This window comes from Shewanella sp. SR44-4, assembly GCF_014163715.1.
Lineage (GTDB): Bacteria > Pseudomonadota > Gammaproteobacteria > Enterobacterales > Shewanellaceae > Shewanella.
In genome coordinates this window covers 37494-60625 of record NZ_JACJDU010000003.1, presented here as the reverse complement: position 1 = coordinate 60625, position 23132 = coordinate 37494, and the positions used below count along the sequence as shown (strand labels likewise).

General features: G+C 39.0%; 19 protein-coding genes. 14 read left to right on the top strand and 5 right to left on the bottom strand.

All coding sequences use genetic code 11. The features are described from left to right. Positions 1-62: 62 nt before the first annotated feature. A complete protein-coding gene (locus H5125_RS02525; RefSeq protein WP_182743452.1) occupies positions 63-953 on the top strand; it encodes a dienelactone hydrolase family protein in 891 nt (296 codons plus the stop codon). A 22-nt stretch (positions 954-975) separates the two neighbouring features. Here H5125_RS02525 and H5125_RS02520 read toward each other — a convergent pair whose 3' ends face one another. Together H5125_RS02520 and H5125_RS02515 are read right to left on the bottom strand one after the other, a co-directional pair. Continuing rightward, positions 976-1884, bottom strand: coding sequence for a sensor histidine kinase (locus tag H5125_RS02520; protein WP_182743451.1), 909 nt, complete (start codon positions 1882-1884; stop codon positions 976-978). Further along, complete coding sequence (locus H5125_RS02515) at positions 1877-2422, bottom strand: heme NO-binding domain-containing protein (protein ID WP_182743450.1); 546 nt, start codon at positions 2420-2422, stop codon at positions 1877-1879. The genes H5125_RS02520 and H5125_RS02515 overlap by 8 nt, the downstream gene beginning before the upstream one ends. A gap of 185 nt (positions 2423-2607) precedes the next feature. Between H5125_RS02515 and H5125_RS02510 the strand changes: the two genes are divergently transcribed. The 3 genes from H5125_RS02510 to H5125_RS02500 are packed head-to-tail and all read left to right on the top strand — an operon-like array spanning position 2608 to position 4855. After that, complete coding sequence (locus H5125_RS02510; protein ID WP_162023171.1) at positions 2608-2973, top strand: response regulator; 366 nt, start codon at positions 2608-2610, stop codon at positions 2971-2973. Then, positions 2970-3548, top strand: coding sequence for a chemotaxis protein CheC (locus tag H5125_RS02505; RefSeq protein WP_101087163.1), 579 nt, complete (start codon positions 2970-2972; stop codon positions 3546-3548). Before H5125_RS02510 ends, H5125_RS02505 begins: the two co-directional genes overlap by 4 nt. 14 nt (positions 3549-3562) lie before the next feature. Beyond that, on the top strand, positions 3563-4855 hold the full coding sequence (locus H5125_RS02500; protein WP_259395379.1) for a sensor histidine kinase: 1293 nt from the start codon (positions 3563-3565) through the stop codon (positions 4853-4855). On the opposite strand, the gene H5125_RS02495 is transcribed toward H5125_RS02500, so the two are convergent. Both H5125_RS02495 and H5125_RS02490 read right to left on the bottom strand, forming a co-directional pair. Then, complete coding sequence (locus H5125_RS02495; protein WP_182743449.1) at positions 4844-7948, bottom strand: ATP-binding protein; 3105 nt, start codon at positions 7946-7948, stop codon at positions 4844-4846. The genes H5125_RS02500 and H5125_RS02495 overlap by 12 nt on opposite strands. A gap of 90 nt (positions 7949-8038) precedes the next feature. Then, the gene (locus H5125_RS02490; protein ID WP_182743448.1) at positions 8039-9373 is read right to left on the bottom strand and encodes an HD domain-containing phosphohydrolase; all 1335 of its coding nucleotides are present in this window, start codon (positions 9371-9373) and stop codon (positions 8039-8041) included. 100 nt (positions 9374-9473) lie between these two features. Between H5125_RS02490 and H5125_RS02485 the strand changes: the two genes are divergently transcribed. Genes H5125_RS02485 through H5125_RS02475 form a run of 3 tightly spaced genes read left to right on the top strand, consistent with a single transcriptional unit; the run spans position 9474 to position 13196 of the window. Then, positions 9474-10076, top strand: coding sequence for a response regulator (locus H5125_RS02485; protein ID WP_182743447.1), 603 nt, complete (start codon positions 9474-9476; stop codon positions 10074-10076). A 4-nt stretch (positions 10077-10080) separates the two neighbouring features. After that, entirely contained in the window at positions 10081-12066 is a 1986-nt protein-coding gene (locus H5125_RS02480; RefSeq protein WP_182743446.1) for an EAL domain-containing protein, read from the top strand. Next, positions 12063-13196 (top strand): HDOD domain-containing protein, encoded by a 1134-nt coding sequence (locus H5125_RS02475; RefSeq protein ID WP_182743445.1) that lies wholly within the window; start codon positions 12063-12065, stop codon positions 13194-13196. The genes H5125_RS02480 and H5125_RS02475 overlap by 4 nt, the downstream gene beginning before the upstream one ends. A 185-nt stretch (positions 13197-13381) precedes the next feature. Here the strand turns inward: H5125_RS02475 and H5125_RS02470 are convergent, their stop codons facing one another. After that, positions 13382-14296 carry a LysR family transcriptional regulator gene (locus tag H5125_RS02470; protein WP_182743444.1) on the bottom strand — a complete coding sequence of 305 codons (915 nt, stop codon included), beginning with the start codon at positions 14294-14296 and terminating at the stop codon, positions 13382-13384. A 354-nt stretch (positions 14297-14650) separates the two neighbouring features. Between H5125_RS02470 and H5125_RS02465 the strand changes: the two genes are divergently transcribed. From H5125_RS02465 to H5125_RS02435, 7 genes are all read left to right on the top strand, one after another. Beyond that, positions 14651-15385, top strand: a complete 735-nt coding sequence (locus H5125_RS02465) for a histidine phosphatase family protein (RefSeq protein WP_101087171.1) — start codon at positions 14651-14653, stop codon at positions 15383-15385. Between the two features lie 54 nt (positions 15386-15439). Continuing rightward, positions 15440-16210, top strand: coding sequence for an SDR family oxidoreductase (locus H5125_RS02460; protein ID WP_101087172.1), 771 nt, complete (start codon positions 15440-15442; stop codon positions 16208-16210). A 65-nt stretch (positions 16211-16275) separates the two neighbouring features. Beyond that, positions 16276-17400, top strand: coding sequence for an NADH:flavin oxidoreductase (locus H5125_RS02455; RefSeq protein ID WP_182743443.1), 1125 nt, complete (start codon positions 16276-16278; stop codon positions 17398-17400). A 90-nt stretch (positions 17401-17490) separates the two neighbouring features. Continuing rightward, positions 17491-18702, top strand: a complete 1212-nt coding sequence (locus tag H5125_RS02450; RefSeq protein ID WP_182743442.1) for an acyl-CoA dehydrogenase family protein — start codon at positions 17491-17493, stop codon at positions 18700-18702. Positions 18703-18925: 223 nt separating this feature from the next. Next, positions 18926-19960 (top strand): phosphotransferase family protein, encoded by a 1035-nt coding sequence (locus H5125_RS02445; protein WP_182743441.1) that lies wholly within the window; start codon positions 18926-18928, stop codon positions 19958-19960. Between the two features lie 162 nt (positions 19961-20122). Next, positions 20123-20884 carry an SDR family NAD(P)-dependent oxidoreductase gene (locus H5125_RS02440; protein WP_182743440.1) on the top strand — a complete coding sequence of 254 codons (762 nt, stop codon included), beginning with the start codon at positions 20123-20125 and terminating at the stop codon, positions 20882-20884. Between the two features lie 103 nt (positions 20885-20987). After that, the gene (locus H5125_RS02435) at positions 20988-22793 is read left to right on the top strand and encodes an acyl-CoA dehydrogenase (RefSeq protein ID WP_182743439.1); all 1806 of its coding nucleotides are present in this window, start codon (positions 20988-20990) and stop codon (positions 22791-22793) included. Positions 22794-23132 lie beyond the last annotated feature (339 nt).

Genomic DNA, 23132 nt, shown 5'->3' with positions numbered 1-23132 from the left:
TTATCAACTAATATTAATAACCATCAATTAGCGTAATTACATTTGATCAGAAGAGGGAACTTATGCAGCACAAATCCGTCGATAATATTCCGCAACAAGCCTTTGATTGGTATGACTCCTATGCTCATGGTGGCATGGACCGTCGGACATTTATGACTAAATTAGGCTCGTTAGTGGCATTAGGTTATTCAATGAGTGTGCTGACTTCGGCATTATTGCCTAATTATGCGCTAGCTGAGCAAGTTTCATTTAATGATGCCGACATTAAAGCCACTTACACTCAATTTGATTCGCCTTTAGGTTATGGCAAAGGCCAGGGCTATTTAGTCGAGCCCACAAGTAAAACAGGGTTATTGCCCGTTGTATTAGTCGTTCATGAAAATCGTGGTTTAAATCCATATATTGAAGATGTTGCTCGCCGTTTAGCGAAAGCGGGGTTTATTGCTTTTGCTCCTGATGCACTTTTTTCACTAGGCGGTTATCCTGGTAATGATGATGAAGGCCGGGCAATGCAGCAATCATTAGACCGCAGCAAAATTGAACAAGACTTTGTTGCGGCCGCCCAGTTTTTGAAAACGCATCAACGCAGTAATGGTAACTTAGGTGCGGTGGGATTTTGTTTTGGCGGCTATATTGTTAATTATCTCGCGGCAGTTGATTCAAATTTGATTCAAGCCGGTGTTCCATTTTATGGCACTCCAGCAGCAAAAGAATTAAGACAAAATATTAAAGCGCCATTATTAATTCAATTAGGCGAGTTAGATGAAAGGGTTAACAATACTTGGCCCGAGTACGAGCAAGATTTAAAAGCATTTAAGGTACCCTATACCATGCACATGTATAAAAAAGCCCATCACGGATTTCATAACGATTCTACCAGCAGATATGATGAAATTAATGCGGAATTAGCATGGCAGCGGACTGTTGATTTTTTTAATAAAAATATTGGCTAAGTACTTATTTATAATTTATTTTCTATATAGGTGCAGATAAATTAAAGCCAATTTTTATGATGGTACCTTTGTCTAATTCAGACTGTACATCAATCGTCGCATTGTGTTGTTTTAATATCTGCAACACAATCGACATTCCTATACCTGTGCCAGTGCCTACAGGCTTGTTAGTATAAAAAGCATCAAACATTCTTTGTTGCACTTCAGGAGACATACCACAACCATTATCGATAATATTGAGTTGAATCATACCGTCATGCTGCGCCAGTTTGATGGTGATGATCGCGCTATTATTTGCTGGCTGTTCACAGGCTTGAATGGCATTAACCAAGATATTGACCAGCACTTGGTTAAGCTCTCCTGAATTAAATCGAATTTTAGGTACCTTGCAAAGTTCTTGTTTAACTTGAATATTTTTTAGTTTTGGGCCTAATAACTTGACTGCCATATCAATGGCACCAGACAAATCAATTTCTGTTAATTCTTCGGAGTCTGTTCTGGCAAAGAACAGCAGGTTTTTAACAATATCTTTAATGCGAAAAAAACCTTGATCGTTATCGGTGATAAGCTCTGGTAAGTCTTCTGTAATAAAATTGATAGTATTTTGGTCGCTTTGACTTAACTGTTCTTTAGGGATTACCTCAATTAAGTCGTTCACATAACTGTTTAATGTGGTGACATTACTGATCACAAACGCTAATGGGTTATTGATTTCATGAGCTACACCAGCAGCGAGAGTCCCCAATAAGGCTAATTTCTCTTGTTGTATAAGTGACTGCTGCTGATTTTTAATTTGTTTAATCTGCTGTTCTAACAACATATTTTTTTCATACACTTGTCTAGTGTAATCTTCTAACAATTGCTCAACTTCAACTCGGGCTTTCTTTTCTCGATGGTAGGCAATGTAATATGGGTTAGATTTATCAATCATTTTTTAACTCTATATTTAAGATGCACTGTTCAGCACCTTGATGCATGCAGGTGTCATGTTTGATGCTAATATTTTGATGATAATAATCAGCTGCACCAAAGATAAGCCCTTCAGCACAAAAACATAATTTACGCGGAGAATAGTATTTGAGTTCAATATTATGATCATCGATCATTGTCGACATGATGGTAGGTAATGAGGGCTCATCGTAAAGCTTATTCACTTCTACGTGGATGATATTATGAATGCCCATAACGAGTGACGTAAAGTCTGTGAAACGTTCAACAACGGCAGTATGGTTTGCAGCCAAGCCTGAAAATAAAAATTGGCCAAAGGCTTTTATGACATCTTGTAAAGGAATACCTAAAATCTCGGAGACTTCTGTGGCGATGGCAAATAACTCATTTTCTGGATAGTTGATAGCCGAAACATATACTCTGTCCGCAGGCGCATGTTTTTCCATTAAGTCATTCCATACACCCATACCACATTGTTCAACTATCATGTCTTCAAGTACGTTAAAAATGATACCTTTCATAAAAACCTCAATAGTAATAGATGCTTAATTTGTTAATGGAAAGTTGTGTCTTATTTGTCTTCTGCTGATTATGTCAACTAAAATGAATTAACACCACTGTTTATAAAAAATACTCTATTAAATTTTGACTTTCTGTAAGACTACATCATAATCTAAAGGACAAATGAGACAACCTGGAGATTATAATGCCTATACCTGTAACCATTGCAGATGATTCGATGATGTCAAGAAAAGTAGTTAGGCGTGCACTCCCTGTTGATTGGGATGTTGAAATCACCGAAGCCAAAAATGGCAAAGAGGCAATTGAAGCGGTTGAAGCAGGCAAAGCAGAAGTGCTTTTTTTGGATTTAACTATGCCCGAACTGGACGGATTTGGTGTCCTAAGCTATTTACAGGAACATCATGCTAAAACAGTTGTTATTGTGATTAGCGCGGATATTCAACCCGAAGCTAAAAAATTAGTCGATCGACTTGGGGCATTTCGCTTTTTACATAAACCGCTACAAGCAGAGCAATTATCGCAGGCTTTATCTGACGTGGGGTTAATATGAATGACTATTTAAGTGAAGAACAGCGTGATGCTTTGCAGGAGCTAATGAACATTTCTATGGGGCAAGCAGCCAATTCTCTTGCGAGACTGATTGGCGCTAAGATTACACTTTCTATCCCTCAAATATCGTCAGTTACCCCTACAGAGTTTGTTGAGATGATCAACTTAGACACCATGTGGCATACCAGGCAGTCTTTTCTGGGTACAGTGAAAGGGGAAGTACTTTCCCTGCAATCCAAACAGGGCTGTGAAGCCATTGCTGAATTGATGGATTACGAATTGCCATTGTCTAACATTACCCAAGAAGAGTTATTACTGGAATTATCTAATATTCTTGCAGGGGCCTGCTTAAATGGTTTTGCACAACAATTAACACTGAATACAAAATTAAGTATGCCAACAGTATTTGACCCAACACTTCTTTCTGCGGGTCATTATCGCTGGGGCAACACATTATTAATGGAAGTTGAATTTAAAATAGAATCTAGTCGATTTGATTCTAAAATCATGATTTGTTTAGAAGCTGACTCAATTTCGATTGTTTTAACCAAATTAAATGAGTTATTGGAGTCATGATGGCAACAGAGTCCATGTTACAGAATCTAACCGCAAAACTTCCATTAGGTGTTTGTGTGCTGAATGATCAGTTTGAGATTGAGTATTGGAATGACTTTTTTGCCGATCGCCTCAAGATTAGCAGCGATGATGTTAGAGGGCTCAATTTATTAGAGATGTTTCCAGACCAAGCTACGTATTTAAAGAAAAAAATCAACAGTGTCTTTATATTAAATAATGCCAGTTTTTCTTATTGGGAACATAAGCCGCACGTTTTTGTGTTTGGCAGTAGCCGTCCAATTACGGGTGAAGAAACCTTGATGTATCAAAATATTGAGTTTCTACCATTGGATGTGTCTAATAATACGGTTAAAACAGTGTGTATGATTGTGCAAGATGTGACTGAACTTGCCAGTTATTATCAAGGCCAAAAAGGATTAACTCAACAACTGGCGCAAGAACATTCTGTTTTGCTAGAGTTAAACAATAAACTTGAAGCTGCACAGAATCAATTATTGCAATCTGAGAAAATGGCTGCAATAGGACAATTAGCCGCTGGTGTTGCGCATGAAATTAATAATCCGATTGGCTTCATCTTTTCAAATTTACAAATTTTACAAGATTACTCGAGTAAGCTACTAAAACTGGTTAGTTTTTATGAAAAAGTGATTGATAAAACCAAAAATCAAACTTTTATTAATCTTCAACAAGACATGCAACAACGCATGCAATATCCTTTTTTACGCGACGATATGCCAGATTTAGTCAGTGAATCTATCGAAGGTATTGAACGGGTAACCGATATAGTCAGAAGCTTGAAAGCATTTTCTCATGTTGATAGCAGTGAATGGGAAAACTGTAATGTCATTGATGGCATCGAAAGCACCTTAAAAATTGCCAATAGCCAATTTAAACACAAAATCGAAATTCATCGCGATTATCAAGAGTCTGTACCTCTATTGTTATGCCAGCCAATGCAACTGAATCAGGTATTTCTTAATATATTGGTCAATGCGGCACAAGCGATCGAAAATAAAGGCCACATTTATATCTCAGTGCGCGGCGATGATACTGAGGTCACTATTGAGATAAAAGATACCGGCAGTGGTATTAGTGACAGCGCGATACGTAAAATATTTGAGCCTTTTTATACGACCAAACCCGTAGGTCAGGGCACTGGTTTAGGCCTGTCCTTGTCCTACAGTATCATTCAAAAACATAACGGTAAGATATCGGTTAGTTCGTCTGTGAATGTTGGCACGACTTTTACCATCATTTTACCCTTATTACCACCAGGTGAAATTGATAAAACACATCTAAGCATCTGAATCTGTAATTAATTTATTTAAACTAGAATTGAATTTTTTGCATACGTCATGTAGATTTTCTCCAGCCTTTAAGCCTATTTCGGCTTGTTTTGCTGATTCGCTGACATTATCTAACCCTAAGCAAGCACTGGTTCCTTTAATTTTGTGAAATAAATTCTTAACTTGATCGTGATCTGCACTTGATGCAAGTAAGATGAGTTGGTCGGGCATTGCTCGTAAACTATCTAGATACTCTAGGCGTAAGTTTTTAATTTCATTTAACATGTCTAATTCGTCTTGTGTTTTTACATCGTCGTTATCTGGTTTTGATACGTTGGTTTGATGCTTGTCAAAACATCGAGTGATGGTTTGCAATAATTGCGTTTTATCAATGGGTTTGTTCAATACTGCATTGAAAGGCGAGACGGTATTCGGTGAGTGTTCTTCTTTAAATACGTCCGCACTTAATGAAATAATGGGTTTGGTAAAGTGCCTGTTTCTTAACACTTGGGCAGCCTGGTATCCGTCCATAATGGGCATTTGTTGATCCATGATAATAATATCTGGCTGATCTTTGTCGACGATATCTACAGCCTGCCTACCATTTTCAGCAAATAATATTTTCATTTTTAACGGTTTGACATAAACAGCAATGAGTTGGCGTATATCCTCTACATCATCAACAATAAGCAGTGTGCCGCCTAATACTCGTTGAGTAAATGTTGTCGAGTTAACGTGTTCTAGTGGCTTACTCATGGGTCTTGTATTGGTAGTAGGCAACGTTAGTGTGAAAGTGGATCCTTGACCCAATTTACTTTTCACGGTTAATAATAACCCCATGGCATCAGCGAGTTGTTTACTGATATACAATCCTAGGCCAGTGCCACCATAATCCCGGCTTATGCTTACGTCTGCTTGCTTAAATGCTGCAAATAGAGTGAGCTGTTGTTCATCACTCATTCCAATACCTTCATCTATGATTTGAACAGTACAAGTATTATCAGGTGATTTATGTGCTTTTAGTATAATCGTGCCATTGGCTGTAAATTTAACGGCATTACTGAGTAAATTAAGTAAAATTTGTTGTAGCCTAAAGGGATCAACCAGGACATATAAGTCAGATATGTCCTCTATTGCGCACTGTATTGATAGGCCTTTAGATATAGCAATTTGTGATGAACTATCAATTGAATTCACTAGAAAGTCTCTAAGGCCGATAGGCTGTAAATCTAACGTCATTTTACCTTCATCAATTTTAGCGGTATCTAAGATGTCGTTAATAACATTTTGTAGATGTAAGGTATTTTGCTGAATACGGTTCAACACTTGCTGGGTTTCACCATTTGTGTGGTTAAGTAACTCTTCTGTGAATCCTTTTATGATAGTAATAGGTGTGCGTATCTCATGGCTCATATTCGCTAAAAATCGAGTCTTGATAGCTGCTAATTGATTTGCTCTGTCGCGCTCTTGTTCTAGTTGTAATGTTCTTTCTTTCACTCTGTCTTCTAATTGATTGTTCAACGCTTTGACTTCAGCCATTGAATTCATCATTGCTTCTCTTGAATTAATAACACGTTCATTAAGGTTGTTTATACTTTGAGTCAGTATCTCAAATTCTCGCGCCGAATAGTTAAAATGCAGCGGTTGATTGATTCGTTTATCAGTGCCTAATTGATGTGTGAACTCTGTAATTTTTTCGAGTGTTTCCGTATAGTTATGCACTAAACGACCTGATAATGCAGTGATATATTTCAATACTAATAATGAAGATAACATTGCGATACTAAGATAAATTAAATAGCGAACAATAAAAGGGGTTGTTTCTTGATAATGTATTGTTGACCAATTTAATTTGTCTAAATGGCTTTTTACTAGTATGTAACGAGCATCTGTTGTGAAAACAATGGATTTTGCCGTGTTAAAAAACAACTGTTGCAGTAATGAAGGGTGATATGGTTCAAATATTGCGTGTTCATTCCAAACATCGCCTAATTCCCCTAAGTGATTGCTTCCCCATATCTTTTTTGACTGTCGATCAAGTATAATCGTGTTTGGACTGATGTTATCTGTAAACGCTAATGTTTTGGTGAGAGTGTCTAGAACGACCGAAACTTCGACCACGCCATCAAAAATACCGTTTAGATAAATAGGTGCGCTCACGGCAAAAAGCAGGTCTTCTCCGAGGGCTCTACCTTTAAAACTCTCACTCACAAAGCTGGTATTAATTGTTTTGGGTTGACTGAAATAACTGCGGTCAGTAACAGACACATTGTTAACCGGTAGTTTCGATACACCAGCTTTGTAAAATTGCGTCACGATGCCATTTTTATCGGTCACCAGTGTGGAGATAAATTCAGGTTCCTGGTCGTTAAGTGTTTGGAGAGTATGTGTATCTATATTTTTATGTCCTAAGCTGGCAACGAGCTCAGTATTACTGATATATCGTTCTATGTGCTGCTTTATTTTTGACACAAACACATTTTGCTCATCTTGATAAAATTGTAGTTGCGATGATAAATGCAGTCCGATTGCTGCTTGCAAAATAAATGCAATCAATATTGTGCATGGCACTGCACTGTATAGTCCAATTCGGTGACTCAGTTGAAGACGCAAACTTTGCTGTTTTTGATTTAATGGGGTGATGGTGATGGTATTAAGCATCAATGCGGTTTTGGTACACAGGGCAAAAAGACAGCAATGTAACATGGTGGCAATGATCCATAACATCGTTGTACTTTTTAAAGAATCATTACCCAATAGGTAATCAAGGGTAAAGATTGATATGGAATATATACAAAATATGGGCCATAAAGACTGCTTAAGATTGAGCCTAAGCCACATAAGAAACATTAACTGTAAAACGCAATTACCAATAACTAATGGACTTTCTAGTGGTAAGCAAACAATGATTAACGATAATAACGACCAAGTGAAACCTAATCGAAATAGTATAATTGAAAACGCAATATTACCCACAAGAAACGGCACAACAATGGGAATGTCAATTGCCATGGTATTAGCAATCAAGCCAAGTGATGTGGCGTAGATAAAGAACCACATGCGTCTTGTAGAAAATGCCTTTGAGAAAAACAGTTTTATTAACATGTTCTTCATAATAATTCACCGTTAAAACATATGTGGATAAATAGTAACAATGTAGATGCGATTATCGAGTTATACATTCTTTTGTACTGCCTGATCAGGTCACTTTTCAACTTTCTCTGCTTTTATCAGTAACGTTTCTTTGTGCCTCTTTTCATAACTCTGTAAGTTATTGATTGTTTTAGCACAAAAGATATGTCCCTTTGGTAGTAATAGCATATGCTTACGATTATAGAGATTTTGACTAAGTCGCATACCAATAGATATTTCTCCTATGTGTATGCCATTTGAGAACTCTTCTTCAGAATAATGAATGTTTTCTTTATTATTTTCATTACTAAATATTAACTTACCCAATGCTTCAACCACTTTTGGGTCGTATAAAATACCTTGTTGAAGCATTATCAGTTTATATACTTGTTCTTTTGTCGGCTCTTGAATATTTTTTTTAGGCAGAAATTCATGCCAAAAATCTCTAGCAACGGATAAAATTCGCGATCCTATGTGAATATTTTTGCCCGCTCTCTGTAAAGGCTCTCCGGTACCATTATATTGTTCATATTGACTAGCAATAATTTCACTCATTACAGATAAATGAACGGCAGGTGTTAAAATCTCTTCTGCTAATTGAGGATGACGCATAAAATGTTTTTGGTCAGCACTAGTCAGTTCATCATATGGCTTATTCAGGCAATAAGAAGGTAACCCTAATTTGCCTAGCTCGGAATATAATCCTGCTTTAGTAATAATTTCGACTCCAGGTGGAGTGATGCCTAATAGGTTAGCGATGTTATTGCAGGTTTCACTGATTTTAAGTGCAAACTGACCGTTTATTTCCGGATTGATACTAATTAAATTATAAAGCACTTCTAATGTGGCTTTCTGTTCATTACCTCGATTATTGGCCAAGGTTTTATATTGTTGTAAACTTTGTTTTAGTTGTTGGGTTCGTTGCTGTACCGTGTCTTCTAGATTGGTATTCAATTGTTTTAGTTGTTTATTTTGGACTGCAATTTTCTTTGTCAGTTCTTTATTTTTTTTAATTAGGCGATAAGTCTCTAGCCCCTCATTAACTTGTGCAAGTAGTTCAGTATTATCCCAAGGCTTTTGAATATAACGATGAATTTTACCGATATTAATGGCCGTAACAGTAGATTGAATATCCGAGTATCCAGTCATCAAAATACGATAACTGTCAGGCTGCATTACGGCTGCTTGTGCAAGAAACTCTGCACCTGTCATATTTGGCATTCGCATATCAGAAATGATCAGGTTCACTTTGTGTTGTTGCATTATTTCTAGTGCTTGTTTACCACTAGACGCTTGTAATAGTTGAACATTTGATGAAAAAAATACACGTTGTAAAGACTTTAAAATACTGGTCTCATCGTCTACACATAAAATTACAGGTAAATCTGCAGTTTCTAATTGTTTCATATGTTCCTAAATTTCCGATGTCTTCAATGTCTCATTTGTCTCATTGATTAAGTTATGCTATAAATGACAACTAATCAAGTTTTATGATGAGTGATAAAGTATGAAAACGTTACGACCCAGTGTCATTGCGCAGTATTGTGATGTGCATCATAGGACTGTTAGTCGTTGGATTTCGCAAGGTCGGTTAAAAGGGCATAAATTGCCGGGTAGGGGTAATTACCGAGTGCTACTGGACGATTTTATTTTGTTTTTACAACAACAAAAAATGCCAATGCCTGAAGAATTAATGAGTTACTGTGAGGATATAGAGACTAATTCCGACTCAGGTTCTGCATCACCAAAACGTATCTTAATTATTGATGATGAAACTGAAATTAGAAATGCAATACGCCGAGTTTTATCATCAAGCGGTTATTATTTCTCTTTTGCCGCAGATGGATTTCACGCGGGTGTTAAATTACTCAGTGATAAACCTGATTTGATTACACTTGACCTTGCAATGCCTAGTTTAGATGGTTTTGAAGTATTGCAATTTATTCGTCAACAGCCAGAATTAGCGGAATTAAAAATCCTTGTGTTGTCTGGATTATCTGAACATGAATTGCAAAAAGCCTTAGATTTAGGTGCTGATGCGGTATTATCAAAACCGTTTGATAACGACAAGCTGCGATCTTTAGTCAACAGTCTTTTAATTAATGGGTAAAATTATGAAGCAAAAGCTACTCATTGTTGATGATGAACAGTCCATATTACGAGCGTTAAAAAGATTGTTCATGCGTGTAGGTTATCAAGTATTTATTGCTGATAACGGCAAAGAAGCCTTAGAGATCATGTCTAAAGAAGCATGTCCTGTCGTTATTTCAGATTATCGTATGCCTATGATGAATGGGTCTGATTTACTGCTAGCAATAAAATCTATGCAACCTAATACTGTGTGTATGGTGCTTAGTGGTTCGTCTGATTTTAATTCTATATTAACGCTGCTTAACTCTCGTACTGTATTTCGTTTTTTACAAAAACCATGGGACGACAATGCACTTGTTATTGAGGTTGAGAAGGCCTTTTGTCAATACCACAGTAAACAACAAAGAAGTATTATTGCTGATCTACTCGCCAGCAGTGATGAAGCTGTAATCGAGCTTTTTCCACATGGTCAAATAGGTAGGTTCAATGGCTTATCTAAAAAGATACTTGCAATAAGAAACGAAAATACATTATTAAATGACCTATTTCCGTATTGTACTGATCGTTGCATTGACTATTTATTTAGCCCTAACGTTGAAACCCCGACATTACAAACGACTCAAGGCGAAAGTGTTATGTTTAGCCTTAAGCATGTGACCGATAATTCTAGATTTTTTTCCATTTCAATGGCGTCAGACGTTGATAATAATGTCCTTTGTGAGTCAAAAACGCTAATCGATCAAACAAGTTTATTAAGCACTGCGCAAACATTACTTGAGACAGATAAATCATTTGCTTTGGTGGCTATACATCTAAAAAATTATGGCTATTGGGCTGATATGCTAGGCGATATTGATTCTGTTGCATTATTTAATGAGATACACACAACATTAATAATGGAATGTGAAAGGTTTAATCACCGAATATCTGTATTACCGAATGAATATTTTGTGATTCTTGTTGCTAACTATGTATCGGAGATTGAATTACACAGTCAACTAGATAATATTTTTTCATCGTTTACTGACAAAAAATATGCTGAAAAAACCGTACGCATTGAATTTACGATTAGCTATTGCATTGCTCCAAGTGATGGCGCGAGTGCACAGCAGTTATTCAGTAATGCATTGGTCAGTAACAGACTGCATAGTAATGGAAACTCTCATTTTTACATGCGTTTTGACGACTCAATCATCGAGCAGAAACGCAAACAATTATTTACAAGTAAAGCCTTGTATCATGCCATTGAAAATCAAGAGTTATTTTTAAATTTTCAACCTAAGTACGATTTAAGATTACGTAAAATTGCTAGTTGTGAAGTACTGTTACGCTGGAATAGTCCAGAGTTAGGAATGGTCTCTCCAGACGTATTTATTCCAATAGCGGAGCAAGAAGGGCAAATTATTGAAATAGGCTACTGGGTAATTGAAAAAACCTGTTTAGCGATTTCAAATTGGCTTAAAAACGGAATCGTTCTCGATCATGTTGCTGTTAATATTTCTGGAAAGCAATTATCTGAACCCGATTTTATACCAAGAGTCGAAGCGTTATTGAAAGGTTTCGATATCGACATGTCAATTCTCGAATTTGAATTAACAGAGTCATGGTTGGTTGATAATATTGAAGAAAGTGCAGAGAAACTGGCTAGACTTAAAAAAGCAGGGATCAGTATTGCGATTGATGATTTCGGTACGGGCTATTCATCTTTGTCTTATTTATCAAAATTGCCAATCGATGTTCTTAAAATAGATCGGTCTTTAATCATCGACATTGCCAGTAATTTAAACACTCAAAGCATGATCGCTAACATTACTCGTATGGCCCATGATTTAGGTATGAAAGTGGTGGTTGAAGGAGTAGAGTATTTTGACCAAATTCCAATTCTTGAACGGCTGAATTGTGACATTATCCAAGGCTATGTTATTGCTCGCCCTCAAAAAGAGGAGCAGTTTATTTCTTTAATTTCTGATCCTAATTTTTCAGTTGCCAGATTAATGGGTGATTTATGAAAACATTAACTGTACTGTTTATTGATGACGATATTTTTATGCTTAAAGCGCTAAATAGAGTCGCAAGTCGTCTCAAACCACATTGGCAATTTTATTTATGCAGTGATCCACTTCATTGGCAGCAGGCTTTGCCTGATGGGGCCATTGTCGATACCGTGATTTGTGATTACTTAATGCCAGATATTAATGGTGATGAGCTGCTAAAACAGGTTTCTCAAATAATGCCGTCGGCATTACGGGTGTTATTAACCGGTGACACCGCCGAGGATGTTGTGTCTAAAGTAACAGAAATTGCCCATTTTGTGTTGAAAAAACCTTTTACACAACAAGACATAAATGATGTTTTTTGCTCATTAGAACACTTAAATACCCTAGAGATAGAACAACCTCTACGAAATAAACTGGGTCGTATCGGGTACTTTTTTGCATTACCAGATATCGCGAGACAAATTCAGTCTATGTTCGCCAATGAAGAAGTTGATATCTCTCATGCCGCGGACATAATTCACCAGGAAAGTGTTATCGCTGCCAAGCTGATACAAATCGCAAACTCAGCTTTCTTAGGCTACAGCCGCAAGACTGTGAGTTTGGAAGAGGCCATAAAACGTTTAGGTCTTAAAATGACTGAAACGATCGTTGTTAGTATGGTCGTTGATCAAGCATTAGCCTTAAGAGTGCCAGAAAAAGCACATAAAAAAATTAATGAATGGTCATTTAATTATTCTCGATTATGTCGTCAGTTAAGTAAGTCGATGGGATTTAGCGTTGAGCAGCAAGATGTTGTTTTTATAGCGGCTTTACTCAGTGGTATTGGCCATTTAGTGCTAATGTCTGAAACAAACGAGCATGTTGATTTTGATTCAGATGACACTCATACCATGCTTGCAGATGCGACTGTCTTGACGGTTTATATCTTGACACTTTGGGGTTACCCACTTGATCTATGTGAACTGATTTTAATGCAAGATAAACCGGATTTTAATGCCACTGGATTAAACGTGAATACTCTGGGATTAATTTTGTATGTTGTCAATTTATCATTAACTCATCAACTCGATGAACCGTCAAAAAATGAGCTGTTAAATTTAGTTGTCGATGTCGATATTAGGCAATGGATCAGCAACTCTTAGTGTATAAAATTGATTGAACAGTATTTAGGTTTATTAGGTGAACATATCAATTTACTGCAAGAACACAGTTTGATGGATAATTACCTGCAGTGTTAATTAAACGGCAATATATAAGGGGCATGCCCTTATATATTGCGTGAAAAAATATAGTTGGCATTTAAGCTCAATCATTACCTATATGAATGTCAATTTTTCTCTATGCGAGTATTTGTTGCCGCAATAATCATTTTGTTTCTAAGCCATTTGTTAGCCGGTTCTTTGTCGACGTTAACATGCCAATATAAATGCACGCCAATATCAGGTAATTCCACTGGCATAGGGTAAATAGCAATATCAAGCATCTTGCTATACATGGCTGCGGCGGTTTTAGGTAATGTGAGCAACATATCGTTATTTAAGATGACTTGGCACGCTGATAAAGCATGCTGGCAACGTAATGAGATTTTACGATGCAAACCAATGCGAGAAAGTTCAAAATCTTCCAAGCTAGGGCCCGTTGAGCGAGATGAAACTAGCACGTGATCTAAACGAAGGTAAGTATCTAAATCAAGTTCTGGTGTAATAGCTGGGTGGTTTTTACGAGCAACAACAACCAGTTGGTCTACTTCTAATTGGGTGTGCATAATGTTATTGCTGACAGGGATTAAGGTATCAATTGCCAAATCAATATCACCGCTGGCAAGCTTGTTTTCGAGTTCCGTTCGTCTGACCCTTTTATTACTGCGTAAATTGATTGCCGGAGACTCTAACGACAAACTTTGCTGCAATATCGGTAAATAGTAAGGTTCTATCGAGCCATGTAATGACAGTGAAAAACTCTTACGTGAGGTTAAGGGTTCAAACTGCCGCGATTGTACTAAACACACCTGTAGTTGATGTAATGCTTCGCGCACGTCATCAATGACATTCTTTGCCACCGGTGTTGGCCGCATTTCATTGCCTTGCCTGATAAACAAAGCATCATCAAAATGAGTGCGTAATTTACCTAATGAATGACTCACTGCTGGTTGCGATAAATTTAGCACTGACGCTGCTTTGGTTATGTTTCCTTCACAATAAATCGCATCGAAAACCACAAACAAATTCAAATCAATTTTCATACTCACTCCAGTGATCTCACGGTGTACGTTGAGAGCACCTCAACTCATATCTGCTATTTTAGATCTAACATCTACTATTTAAATTATAAATAGTAGGGTATTAGAACTATTCATTTGTTCAATTTAGATGTTGCTATTAGCATAGTCAAGTAGATTCGGTGCAGTACAAAAAATGGCTAAATATACGCTAAAAGTATTCATTATTAACATCTACTACAGATATTCGAAAATAATTCAATATTGCTTTCAAGGTTGTTAAACCTAGATTAACGACAATCTAAACAATAAGTTAAACAGTGAGTTAATTTTTTACTTTTGTATTGAACCATCATTTTAATCAGTTAGAGACCTAATATGGCAGCAATTTATTTGATTCGACACGGGCAGGCATCTTTTGGAAGCACTGATTACGATCAACTGTCAGATAAAGGTAGCCAGCAAGCGACAATATTAGGTCAGTACTGGCGCGCTAGGGCTATCCCCAGCAAGTTTTATAGTGGTGATTTATTGCGTCATGGCCAAACGTTAACCAGCTTTGTAAAAGGATACCAAGGTGAATCAACACCCATGATTATCCATTCTGGCTTTAATGAGTTTGACCATGTAGATATTTTAAAAAAGTACAATGACCAGTGGCAAAACTTTGCAGAAATGAGTCTAGAAATTAGTCAACGTAATGAACCGAATAAAACGCTACAAAAAGAATTTTCTCAAGCACTCAGTCGTTGGATTGCTGGTGATAAAGATCATGAATACAAAGAGAGTTGGCCACAATTTAAAGCGCGTTGTATTCGGGCTCTGCACAATATTATTGAACAAGAATTAGCAAAAAAGCGTGAGATTACCACCGCTGGAAATAACACAAAAAAATCAAAAGACATTTTAGTGTTTACTTCAGGAGGGACTATTTCAGCAATCGTGCAACACATTTTACAATTGAACGATCAGCAAACATTAGCCTTGAATCAGCAGGCTAGAAATACAGGTGTCACTAAACTGTTATTTTCTGAAAACATGTTGAGTGTTGATTATTTTAATAACTACAGTCACTTAGAGCAGGCTGGCGATGACTGGGTAACCTTTAGGTAATCACGAGGCTCTTTAGCGCTTTGAACCATTAATCAAAAATATAAAGGAAAAAACATGAACAATGTCAATTTGTTTGATTTAACAGGGAAGGTTGCCTTAGTGACTGGTGCAAGTCGTGGTATTGGCGAAAGTGTTGCCAAACTATTAGCTCAGTACGGTGCTCATGTGATTGTATCAAGTCGAAAAATTGAAGCTTGCCAGATAGTGGTTGATGAGATTGTTAAAGCCGGCGGCAGTGCACAAGCCATCGCGTGTCACATTGGCGACATGGATCAAATAGAGTCGATTTTCGCCGCCATTACAGAGCAACATGGCAAATTAGATATTCTGGTGAATAACGCTGCGGCTAACCCATATTTTGGTCACATTATTGATACAGACTTAATCGCCTTTCAAAAAACCGTCGACGTTAACATTCGTGGTTACTTCTTTATGTCGACTAAAGGCGCAAAATTAATGAAAGACAGTGGCGGTGGTTCAATCATTAACGTGGCGTCTGTTAATGGTGTTATCCCAGGAGATTTCCAAGGTATTTACTCTATTACTAAAGCGGCTGTTATTTCAATGACTCAAGCATTCGCAAAAGAATGCGCCCAATTCAATATCCGCGTGAATGCTTTATTACCCGGCGGAACAGATACTAAGTTTGCTTCTGCATTAGTCGATAACCCAGCCATTTTGAAGCAAATGATGCACCACGTGCCAATGAAGCGCGTTGCTCAACCAGACGAAATGGCCGGCACTGTGTTGTATCTCGCATCTAACGCATCAAGTTACACCACAGGTACCGCCATCAATGTCGACGGCGGTTATCTGATTGGGTAATAGCCTGATTAGTATCAGAAAAAATAACAGATGAATAAAAAACTATAACACGCTAGGACATCCACATGAACAGTGACAAAAACACCAGCATCGATAAGTTATTTGAATCATTTAGCACTAAATCGCTGTCACTCAAAAACAAAACCGTTATGGCACCAATGACACGTGCGTTTTCACCAAACTACGTTCCTAATGAAGATGTTGCAGCATATTACCGCAGACGTGCTGAAGGTGATGTGGGATTAATTATCACCGAAGGGACGTTTATTTCTCATAAAGCGGCCAACGGTTATGAAAATGTACCTGCAATTTATGGCGAAGCAGCATTAGCAGGCTGGAAACTCGTGGTTGATGAAGTGCACGCCGCAGGTGGCAAAATTGCTCCACAGCTTTGGCATGTAGGTTCAGTGAGAAAACCCGGTGTTGGCCCAGACAAAGAAGCACCAGCCTATAGCCCGTCAGGTTTATATAAACCCGGTGCAAAAAATGGCGTTGCGATGACCCAAGATGATATCGATGAAGTGGTTGCTTCATTTGCACAAGCCGCATTAGATGCTAAAAATATTGGTTTTGATGCTATCGAAGTGCACGGCGCGCACGGTTACTTAGTGGATCAGTTCTTTTGGGAAGGCACTAACCAACGTGATGACCAATACGGTGGTTCGTTAGAAAATCGAACTCGCTTTGGCGTTGAAATTGTTAAAGCCATTCGCGCCGCAGTGGGTGAGGCGTTTACGATTATCTTCCGCTTTTCACAGTGGAAACAACAAGATTACAGTGCAAAACTGTGTCAAACCCCTACAGAGTTAGCCACCTTTTTAGGTTTGCTAAGCGATGCTGGCGTCGATATTTTTCATGCCAGTACCCGCCGATTCTGGGTACCCGAGTTTGAAGGTTCAGATCTTAACTTAGCAGGTTGGACCAAAAAGCTCACTAATAAGCCCGTCATTACCGTTGGCAATGTAGGGTTAGACGCTGACTTTATTGGTGAAGGCAATGCCGATTTATCTGGCACGTCTAATCCAACTGGCATTGATGAGTTATTAGTGCGTTTAAATAATGACGAATTTGATTTAGTCGCAGTTGGCCGAGCCTTGTTAGTCGATCCGCAGTGGGTCAATAAAATTAAACACAAAGCCATCGCGGAGATTAAACCGTTTAACAAAAAATCATTAACGTCACTCAGTTAACGTTTGCTGATCTGCTTGAGTCTTAATTGAAATATTAAGCCTCACTCTAGCACTGCTATTACACCGTAATGACCAATAGAAGGGTAGAACATGAATTTTGAATACAGTGAAAAAGTTCAAGCATTAATCAAACGTGTAACCGATTTTATGGATTTGAACGTGTTTCCGGTTGAAGAAGAAATGCACCGACAGGTAGAGCTTGATCCTTGGTCAACGCCTCCGTTAATGGAAGAATTAAAAGCCAAAGCGAAAGCAGAAGGATTGTGGAATTTATTTCTGCCTGTGGCGTACGGCAAATACAGTGCAGGATTGACCAATTTAGAATATGCACCACTGGCTGAAATTATGGGCAAAGTGATGTGGGCATCTGAAGTGTTTAACTGTGCGGCACCCGATACCGGCAATATGGAAGTATTGGCTAAATACGGTAATGATGCACAGAAAAAACAATGGCTAGAGCCATTGCTGGAAGGCAAAATTCGATCAGCATTTGCGATGACAGAACCTGAGGTGGCCTCAAGTGATGCGACTAATATTGAGTTAAGCATTGAACGTGATGGTGACGAGTATGTCATTAATGGCCGCAAATTTTACATCAGTGGCGCGTGTCGTAAGCAATGCGAAATTATGATTGTGATGGGCAAAACAGACCCAACCAACAGCAATCGTTACATTCAACAATCACAAGTGCTTGTGCCAATGAACACGCCTGGCGTGACGTTAGTGCGGCCAATGAAAGTGTTTGGTTATAACGACGCTCCCGAAGGTCACGGCGAAGTGACGTTTACCAATGTCCGCGTACCGGTTGAAAATATTATTGTTGCTGAAGGTAAAGGTTTTGAAATTGCCCAAGGCCGCCTTGGCCCTGGACGTATTCATCACTGCATGCGTTCAGTTGGTATCGCTCAGCGCGCATTAGATTTAATGTGTAAACGCGTTGGAGAACGTATTGTGTTTGGTCAACCGATGATTAAGCAACAGTCGGTTCGTGAAGACATTGCTAAATCTGCCTGCCAGATTGAACAAGCCCGCTTAATGACCTTAAAAGCGGCGCAAAAAATGGATACCGACGGCAATAAAGCCGCCAAAGAACTGATTGCAATGATCAAAATTGTCGCGCCGAACATGTCACTTGATGTGATTGACCGTGCTATTCAGTGCCATGGTGCTGTGGGTGTGAGTCAAGATACTTTCTTAGCACACGCATGGGCAGGCCAACGTACTTTGCGTTTAGCCGATGGTCCAGACCAAGTGCATATGATGCAGTTAGGCCGTGATTTAGTGAAAAAGATTGCAGAATAATTCGATACGTTGCAGACATTGAGCAACAGATTGAAACGCATTACTGCGTTTCAATCTGAATGCCGTGTCACCAGTCAGATCGCAATCATTTATGAGCATTGATTGCTAAACATTGAGTCATAAAAATTGGATCGTAAACACTGATTCAAGCTGACTAATTTTAATGACTGCGATCCAATGACTGCAATCTAATGACTAAGAATAACAACAAGAGTATTGCTAAATGCCCCAAGTATTATCAATTAATAATGAACAGCTGACTGCTTACTTAGAAAATCAAGTTGAGGGTTTTGAAGGCCCGATTACCTTAGAAAAGTTTGCCGGCGGTCAGTCTAATCCAACGTTTAAAGTCACCGCAAAATCGGGTGTGTATGTATTACGCCGTCAGCCTTCAGGCAAGTTATTAAAGTCTGCTCATGCTGTAGATCGCGAATATCGGGTCGTTAATGCATTAAAAGACAGCGAAGTTCCGGTCGCAAAAGTATTCCATCTGTGTGAAGACATCTCTGTTATCGGTTCGATGTTTTACTTAATGGAATATTGCGATGGCACCGTTTATTGGAGCGCATCGTTAGCTGAGATTGACACCAATGAGCGCCGCTCAGCCATGTATAACGAAATGAACCGAGTATTAGCTGCATTGCACAGTGTTGATGTGAATGCGGTTGGCTTAACTGATTATGGTAAAGCAGGAAATTATTTTGAGCGTCAATTAACTCGCTGGACATCACAGTATCGGTTGACCGAGCTAAAAAAAATACCCGCGATGGACCAGCTAAGCCAGTGGCTTGAAGATAATTTACCCGAAGATGATGGCCGAGTGTGTTTAGTCCATGGCGACTTTAGATTAGACAACATGATGTTTGCCAAAGATGAGCCACAGGTTATTGCGTTGCTCGACTGGGAATTATCGACATTAGGTCATCCATATGCCGACCTTGCTTATCAATGCATGCAATTACGTATGCCAGCAGGAATGGGCAGTATTGACGGTTTAAAAGACGTCGACCGTGGCAGCTTAGGCATTCCGACTGAACAAGAATATGTCGATTTATATTGCCACCGCATGGGCATTGAACGGATTGAAAACTGGGTGTTTTATCTTGCGTTTAGTTTCTTCCGTTTAGCGGCAATTGCCCAAGGAGTGGCAAAACGCGCTGCAGAAGGCAATGCATCAAATGAACATGCTAATAAAGTCGGATCGTTCGTTGAACCGCTGGCACAAATGGCGTTGCAGGTTGTCGCACAAGAGAAATAACAGCGTTCTATCAACGACATCTACCGTGATAACGCGACGTTAACACTCATTTTAATCTTTAATACTTAATACTTAAGATTTAAGCTAAAAACAAAATGATAAAAAATTGATAAACAGACACTCAATATAACAATAAGACCATCAATTACAGGAGTTACTCGCATGGATCCATTATTAGACTTTACGGGCAAAGTCGCCGTTATTACAGGCGCCGCACAAGGTTTTGGTAAATTATTGGCCGAAGAGTTAGCCAAACGTGGCGCTAAGTTAGTCATCAGTGACATTAACGAAGCTGGCGTGCATCAAGTGGCAGATTCTATTGCCGCGACCGGTGCTGAAGTGGTCGCAATGAAATGCGATGTGTCCAAAAATGAATCTTGTAAAGCGATGGTCGATACCGCGATTGAATATTTTGGTCGAGTGGATATTGGCGTCAATAATGCCGGTATCGCGCACGAGTTTATGCCGCTGCATCACATTGAAGAATCCATTATGGACAGCCAATTTGCTGTCAACGTCAAAGGTGTGCAATTTGGCATGCGTCATCAAATACAACAAATGCTTAAACAAGGCGAGGGCGCTATTCTCAATGTCAGTTCAATGGCCGGTTTAGGTGGCGCTGCTCGAGGCAGTGCTTATTCTATGGCAAAACATGCTGTTATTGGCTTAACCAAGACGGGTGCAGTTGAATACGGCCGCGAGAATATTCGTATTAATGCAATATGCCCATTCTTTACCCTAACGCCGATGGTGACCAACTTTGCTGACGAAGAAAAGCAAAAGAAAATGGCCCGTGGCGCGCCAATGAATCGTTTAGGTGAGCCAAAAGAAATCGTCGCGGTGATGTTAATGATGTTATCACCCGCCAACACCTATATGACAGGACAATGCATTGCGGTTGATGGCGGCGTGTCAGCGTTTTAAGCCTCAGTGGGCAGTCAGCAAATATTTGTCACTATCCATTTAACAATACATTGTGAGCAGATGTCATGACATTTGCTCAGTAACAAGATAAGAAGAGACTATTATGCCTGCAACGTTAATGAATGAACGCGATCTTGAATTTATGCTTTACGAACTGTTTGACAGTGAAGCGTTAACGAGCCGAGCGCGTTATCAAGATCACGATCGCCAGACCTTCAATGAAGTCGTCACCACGGCTAAAGCGATCGCAGAAAAATACTTTCTTCCTATCCGTCAAAAACTTGATACCCATCAACCAACATTTGATGGTAAAAAAGTGCATATCATCCCAGAACTTAAAACCGCGATAGATGCAGTTAATGAGTCTGGTATTGGTGCTGCAACAGCTGATTATGATTTGGGTGGTATGCAATTACCGCCCATTATCGCCAGTGCAGCAGCCTCATTTTTGAGTGTGGCTGGCGGGGTCGGTATGGGTTACAACATGTTGACCACTGCTAACGCCAACTTGTTACAAGCACATGGCAGTCAAGCACTGATTAACACTTGGGTTAAACCCATGCGTGAAGGCCGTTTTATGGGCACCATGGCCATGACTGAACCGGGCAGTGGCTCAGCGTTAGGCGACTTAATTACCAAAGCGGTAAAGTCGGACGACGGTACTTATCGGATTACTGGCAATAAAATTTATATTTCAGGCGGAGACCATGATTTAAGCGAGAATATCGTTCATTTGGTGTTAGCACGAATTCAAGGCGCACCAAAAGGTGTTAAAGGTATTTCGTTATTTGTGGTACCTAAGTTTTTGCTTAATGAAGATGGTTCCGTCGGTGAAGACAATGAAGTGGCTCTCGCTGGGCTATTTCATAAAATGGGTGGCCGCGCGCAAACATCTACTGCACTGAGTTTTGGTGAGAAAAATGGTTCAATTGGTTATTTAGTCGGTGAAGAACATTGCGGTTTAAAGTACATGTTCCACATGATGAATGAAGCTCGCATTATGGTGGGTACTAGTGGTGCGGTATTGGCTGTGGCCGGTTATCAATATTCAGTCGATTACGCTAAAAACCGTCCGCAGGGTCGACTACCCTCGTGTAAAGACCCGCAATCCCCAATGGTCAACATCATTGAACATGCTGATGTAAAACGCATGTTATTAGCACAAAAAGCTTATGCCGAAGGGGCAATGGCGTTAGTGTTGTATGGGACTCAATTAAGTGATGATGAGCGTACTGCAGACACCGTTGAACAACGTGAACATGCCCATACCTTATTAGATTTTTTAACCCCAATCATTAAAACCTGGCCATCTGAATATGGCCCTAAAGCTAACTCTTATGCTATTCAAGTCATGGGCGGGCATGGTTACATCAATGAGCATCCAGTTGAGATGTTCTATCGTGATAACCGTTTAAATCCCATTCATGAAGGCACCACGGGAATACAATCGTTAGATTTGATTACCCGTAAGGTGCCGATGAATAAGATGCAGGGTTATAAAGCAACCTTACATGAAATTGCCCAAACCATTGAGCAAGCCAAACAATACGACAGCTTGAGCGAATATACCCAGAAGCTAAGCGAAGCGGTAGAGACATTAACGCTGACAACTGAAGCGGTACTCAACGGCATGGCGACGAAGAACATCGACTTAGCCTTAGCCAACTCAGTTAAGTATTTAGAGTTGTTTGGCCATGTGATTATTGCGTGGTTATGGCTTAAGCAAAGTATGGTTGCCACCAAAGCCTTAGCACAGCAACCGCATCAAGCAGATGAGTTTTTCTATAAAGGTAAGTTACAGGCATCGCAGTATTTCTATCGCTTTGAATTACCCAAAATTGCGGTGTGGTCATCTCTGTTGATGAGTACTGACAGTACCAGTTTTGACATGCAAGCCGACTGGTTTTAACCTAAATTGAATGATGTCCAAGTTGGTCATAGTGATCATAGGTTATCACTGACTGAGCTGATTTATTTGTAGGTAGGTCGATTCCCTAGATGAGTATTACCAGTCAGACTTTGCCTTTAGTTGGATTTTGATTCGCGAGGTAATTTCTCAATTCTAACTAGTATAAATCCTTTATTATTAACGCATTACCCATTAATTGGGTAATGCGTTTTTGTTATAATCTCCCTGACGTATTACTTCCTTTCAACACTCTAGACTATTCATATTGCGAATGTCTTGGTATTAAAACTATTCATTTGTTTAATGTGCCCACCCCAACTAGCATGAGATATCGCTTAA

Coding starts and splice junctions, on each gene's coding strand:
- H5125_RS02465 (WP_101087171.1), top strand. CDS start 14,651: ATGGCAGCAATTTATTTGATTCGACACGGGCAGGCATCTTTTGGAAGC.
- H5125_RS02485 (WP_182743447.1), top strand. CDS start 9,474: ATGAAAACGTTACGACCCAGTGTCATTGCGCAGTATTGTGATGTGCAT.
- H5125_RS02480 (WP_182743446.1), top strand. CDS start 10,081: ATGAAGCAAAAGCTACTCATTGTTGATGATGAACAGTCCATATTACGA.
- H5125_RS02470 (WP_182743444.1), bottom strand. CDS start 14,296: ATGAAAATTGATTTGAATTTGTTTGTGGTTTTCGATGCGATTTATTGT.
- H5125_RS02445 (WP_182743441.1), top strand. CDS start 18,926: ATGCCCCAAGTATTATCAATTAATAATGAACAGCTGACTGCTTACTTA.
- H5125_RS02520 (WP_182743451.1), bottom strand. CDS start 1,884: ATGATTGATAAATCTAACCCATATTACATTGCCTACCATCGAGAAAAG.
- H5125_RS02510 (WP_162023171.1), top strand. CDS start 2,608: ATGCCTATACCTGTAACCATTGCAGATGATTCGATGATGTCAAGAAAA.
- H5125_RS02455 (WP_182743443.1), top strand. CDS start 16,276: ATGAACAGTGACAAAAACACCAGCATCGATAAGTTATTTGAATCATTT.
- H5125_RS02450 (WP_182743442.1), top strand. CDS start 17,491: ATGAATTTTGAATACAGTGAAAAAGTTCAAGCATTAATCAAACGTGTA.
- H5125_RS02490 (WP_182743448.1), bottom strand. CDS start 9,373: ATGAAACAATTAGAAACTGCAGATTTACCTGTAATTTTATGTGTAGAC.
- H5125_RS02525 (WP_182743452.1), top strand. CDS start 63: ATGCAGCACAAATCCGTCGATAATATTCCGCAACAAGCCTTTGATTGG.
- H5125_RS02515 (WP_182743450.1), bottom strand. CDS start 2,422: ATGAAAGGTATCATTTTTAACGTACTTGAAGACATGATAGTTGAACAA.
- H5125_RS02495 (WP_182743449.1), bottom strand. CDS start 7,948: ATGAAGAACATGTTAATAAAACTGTTTTTCTCAAAGGCATTTTCTACA.
- H5125_RS02475 (WP_182743445.1), top strand. CDS start 12,063: ATGAAAACATTAACTGTACTGTTTATTGATGACGATATTTTTATGCTT.
- H5125_RS02505 (WP_101087163.1), top strand. CDS start 2,970: ATGAATGACTATTTAAGTGAAGAACAGCGTGATGCTTTGCAGGAGCTA.
- H5125_RS02440 (WP_182743440.1), top strand. CDS start 20,123: ATGGATCCATTATTAGACTTTACGGGCAAAGTCGCCGTTATTACAGGC.
- H5125_RS02435 (WP_182743439.1), top strand. CDS start 20,988: ATGCCTGCAACGTTAATGAATGAACGCGATCTTGAATTTATGCTTTAC.
- H5125_RS02460 (WP_101087172.1), top strand. CDS start 15,440: ATGAACAATGTCAATTTGTTTGATTTAACAGGGAAGGTTGCCTTAGTG.
- H5125_RS02500 (WP_259395379.1), top strand. CDS start 3,563: ATGTTACAGAATCTAACCGCAAAACTTCCATTAGGTGTTTGTGTGCTG.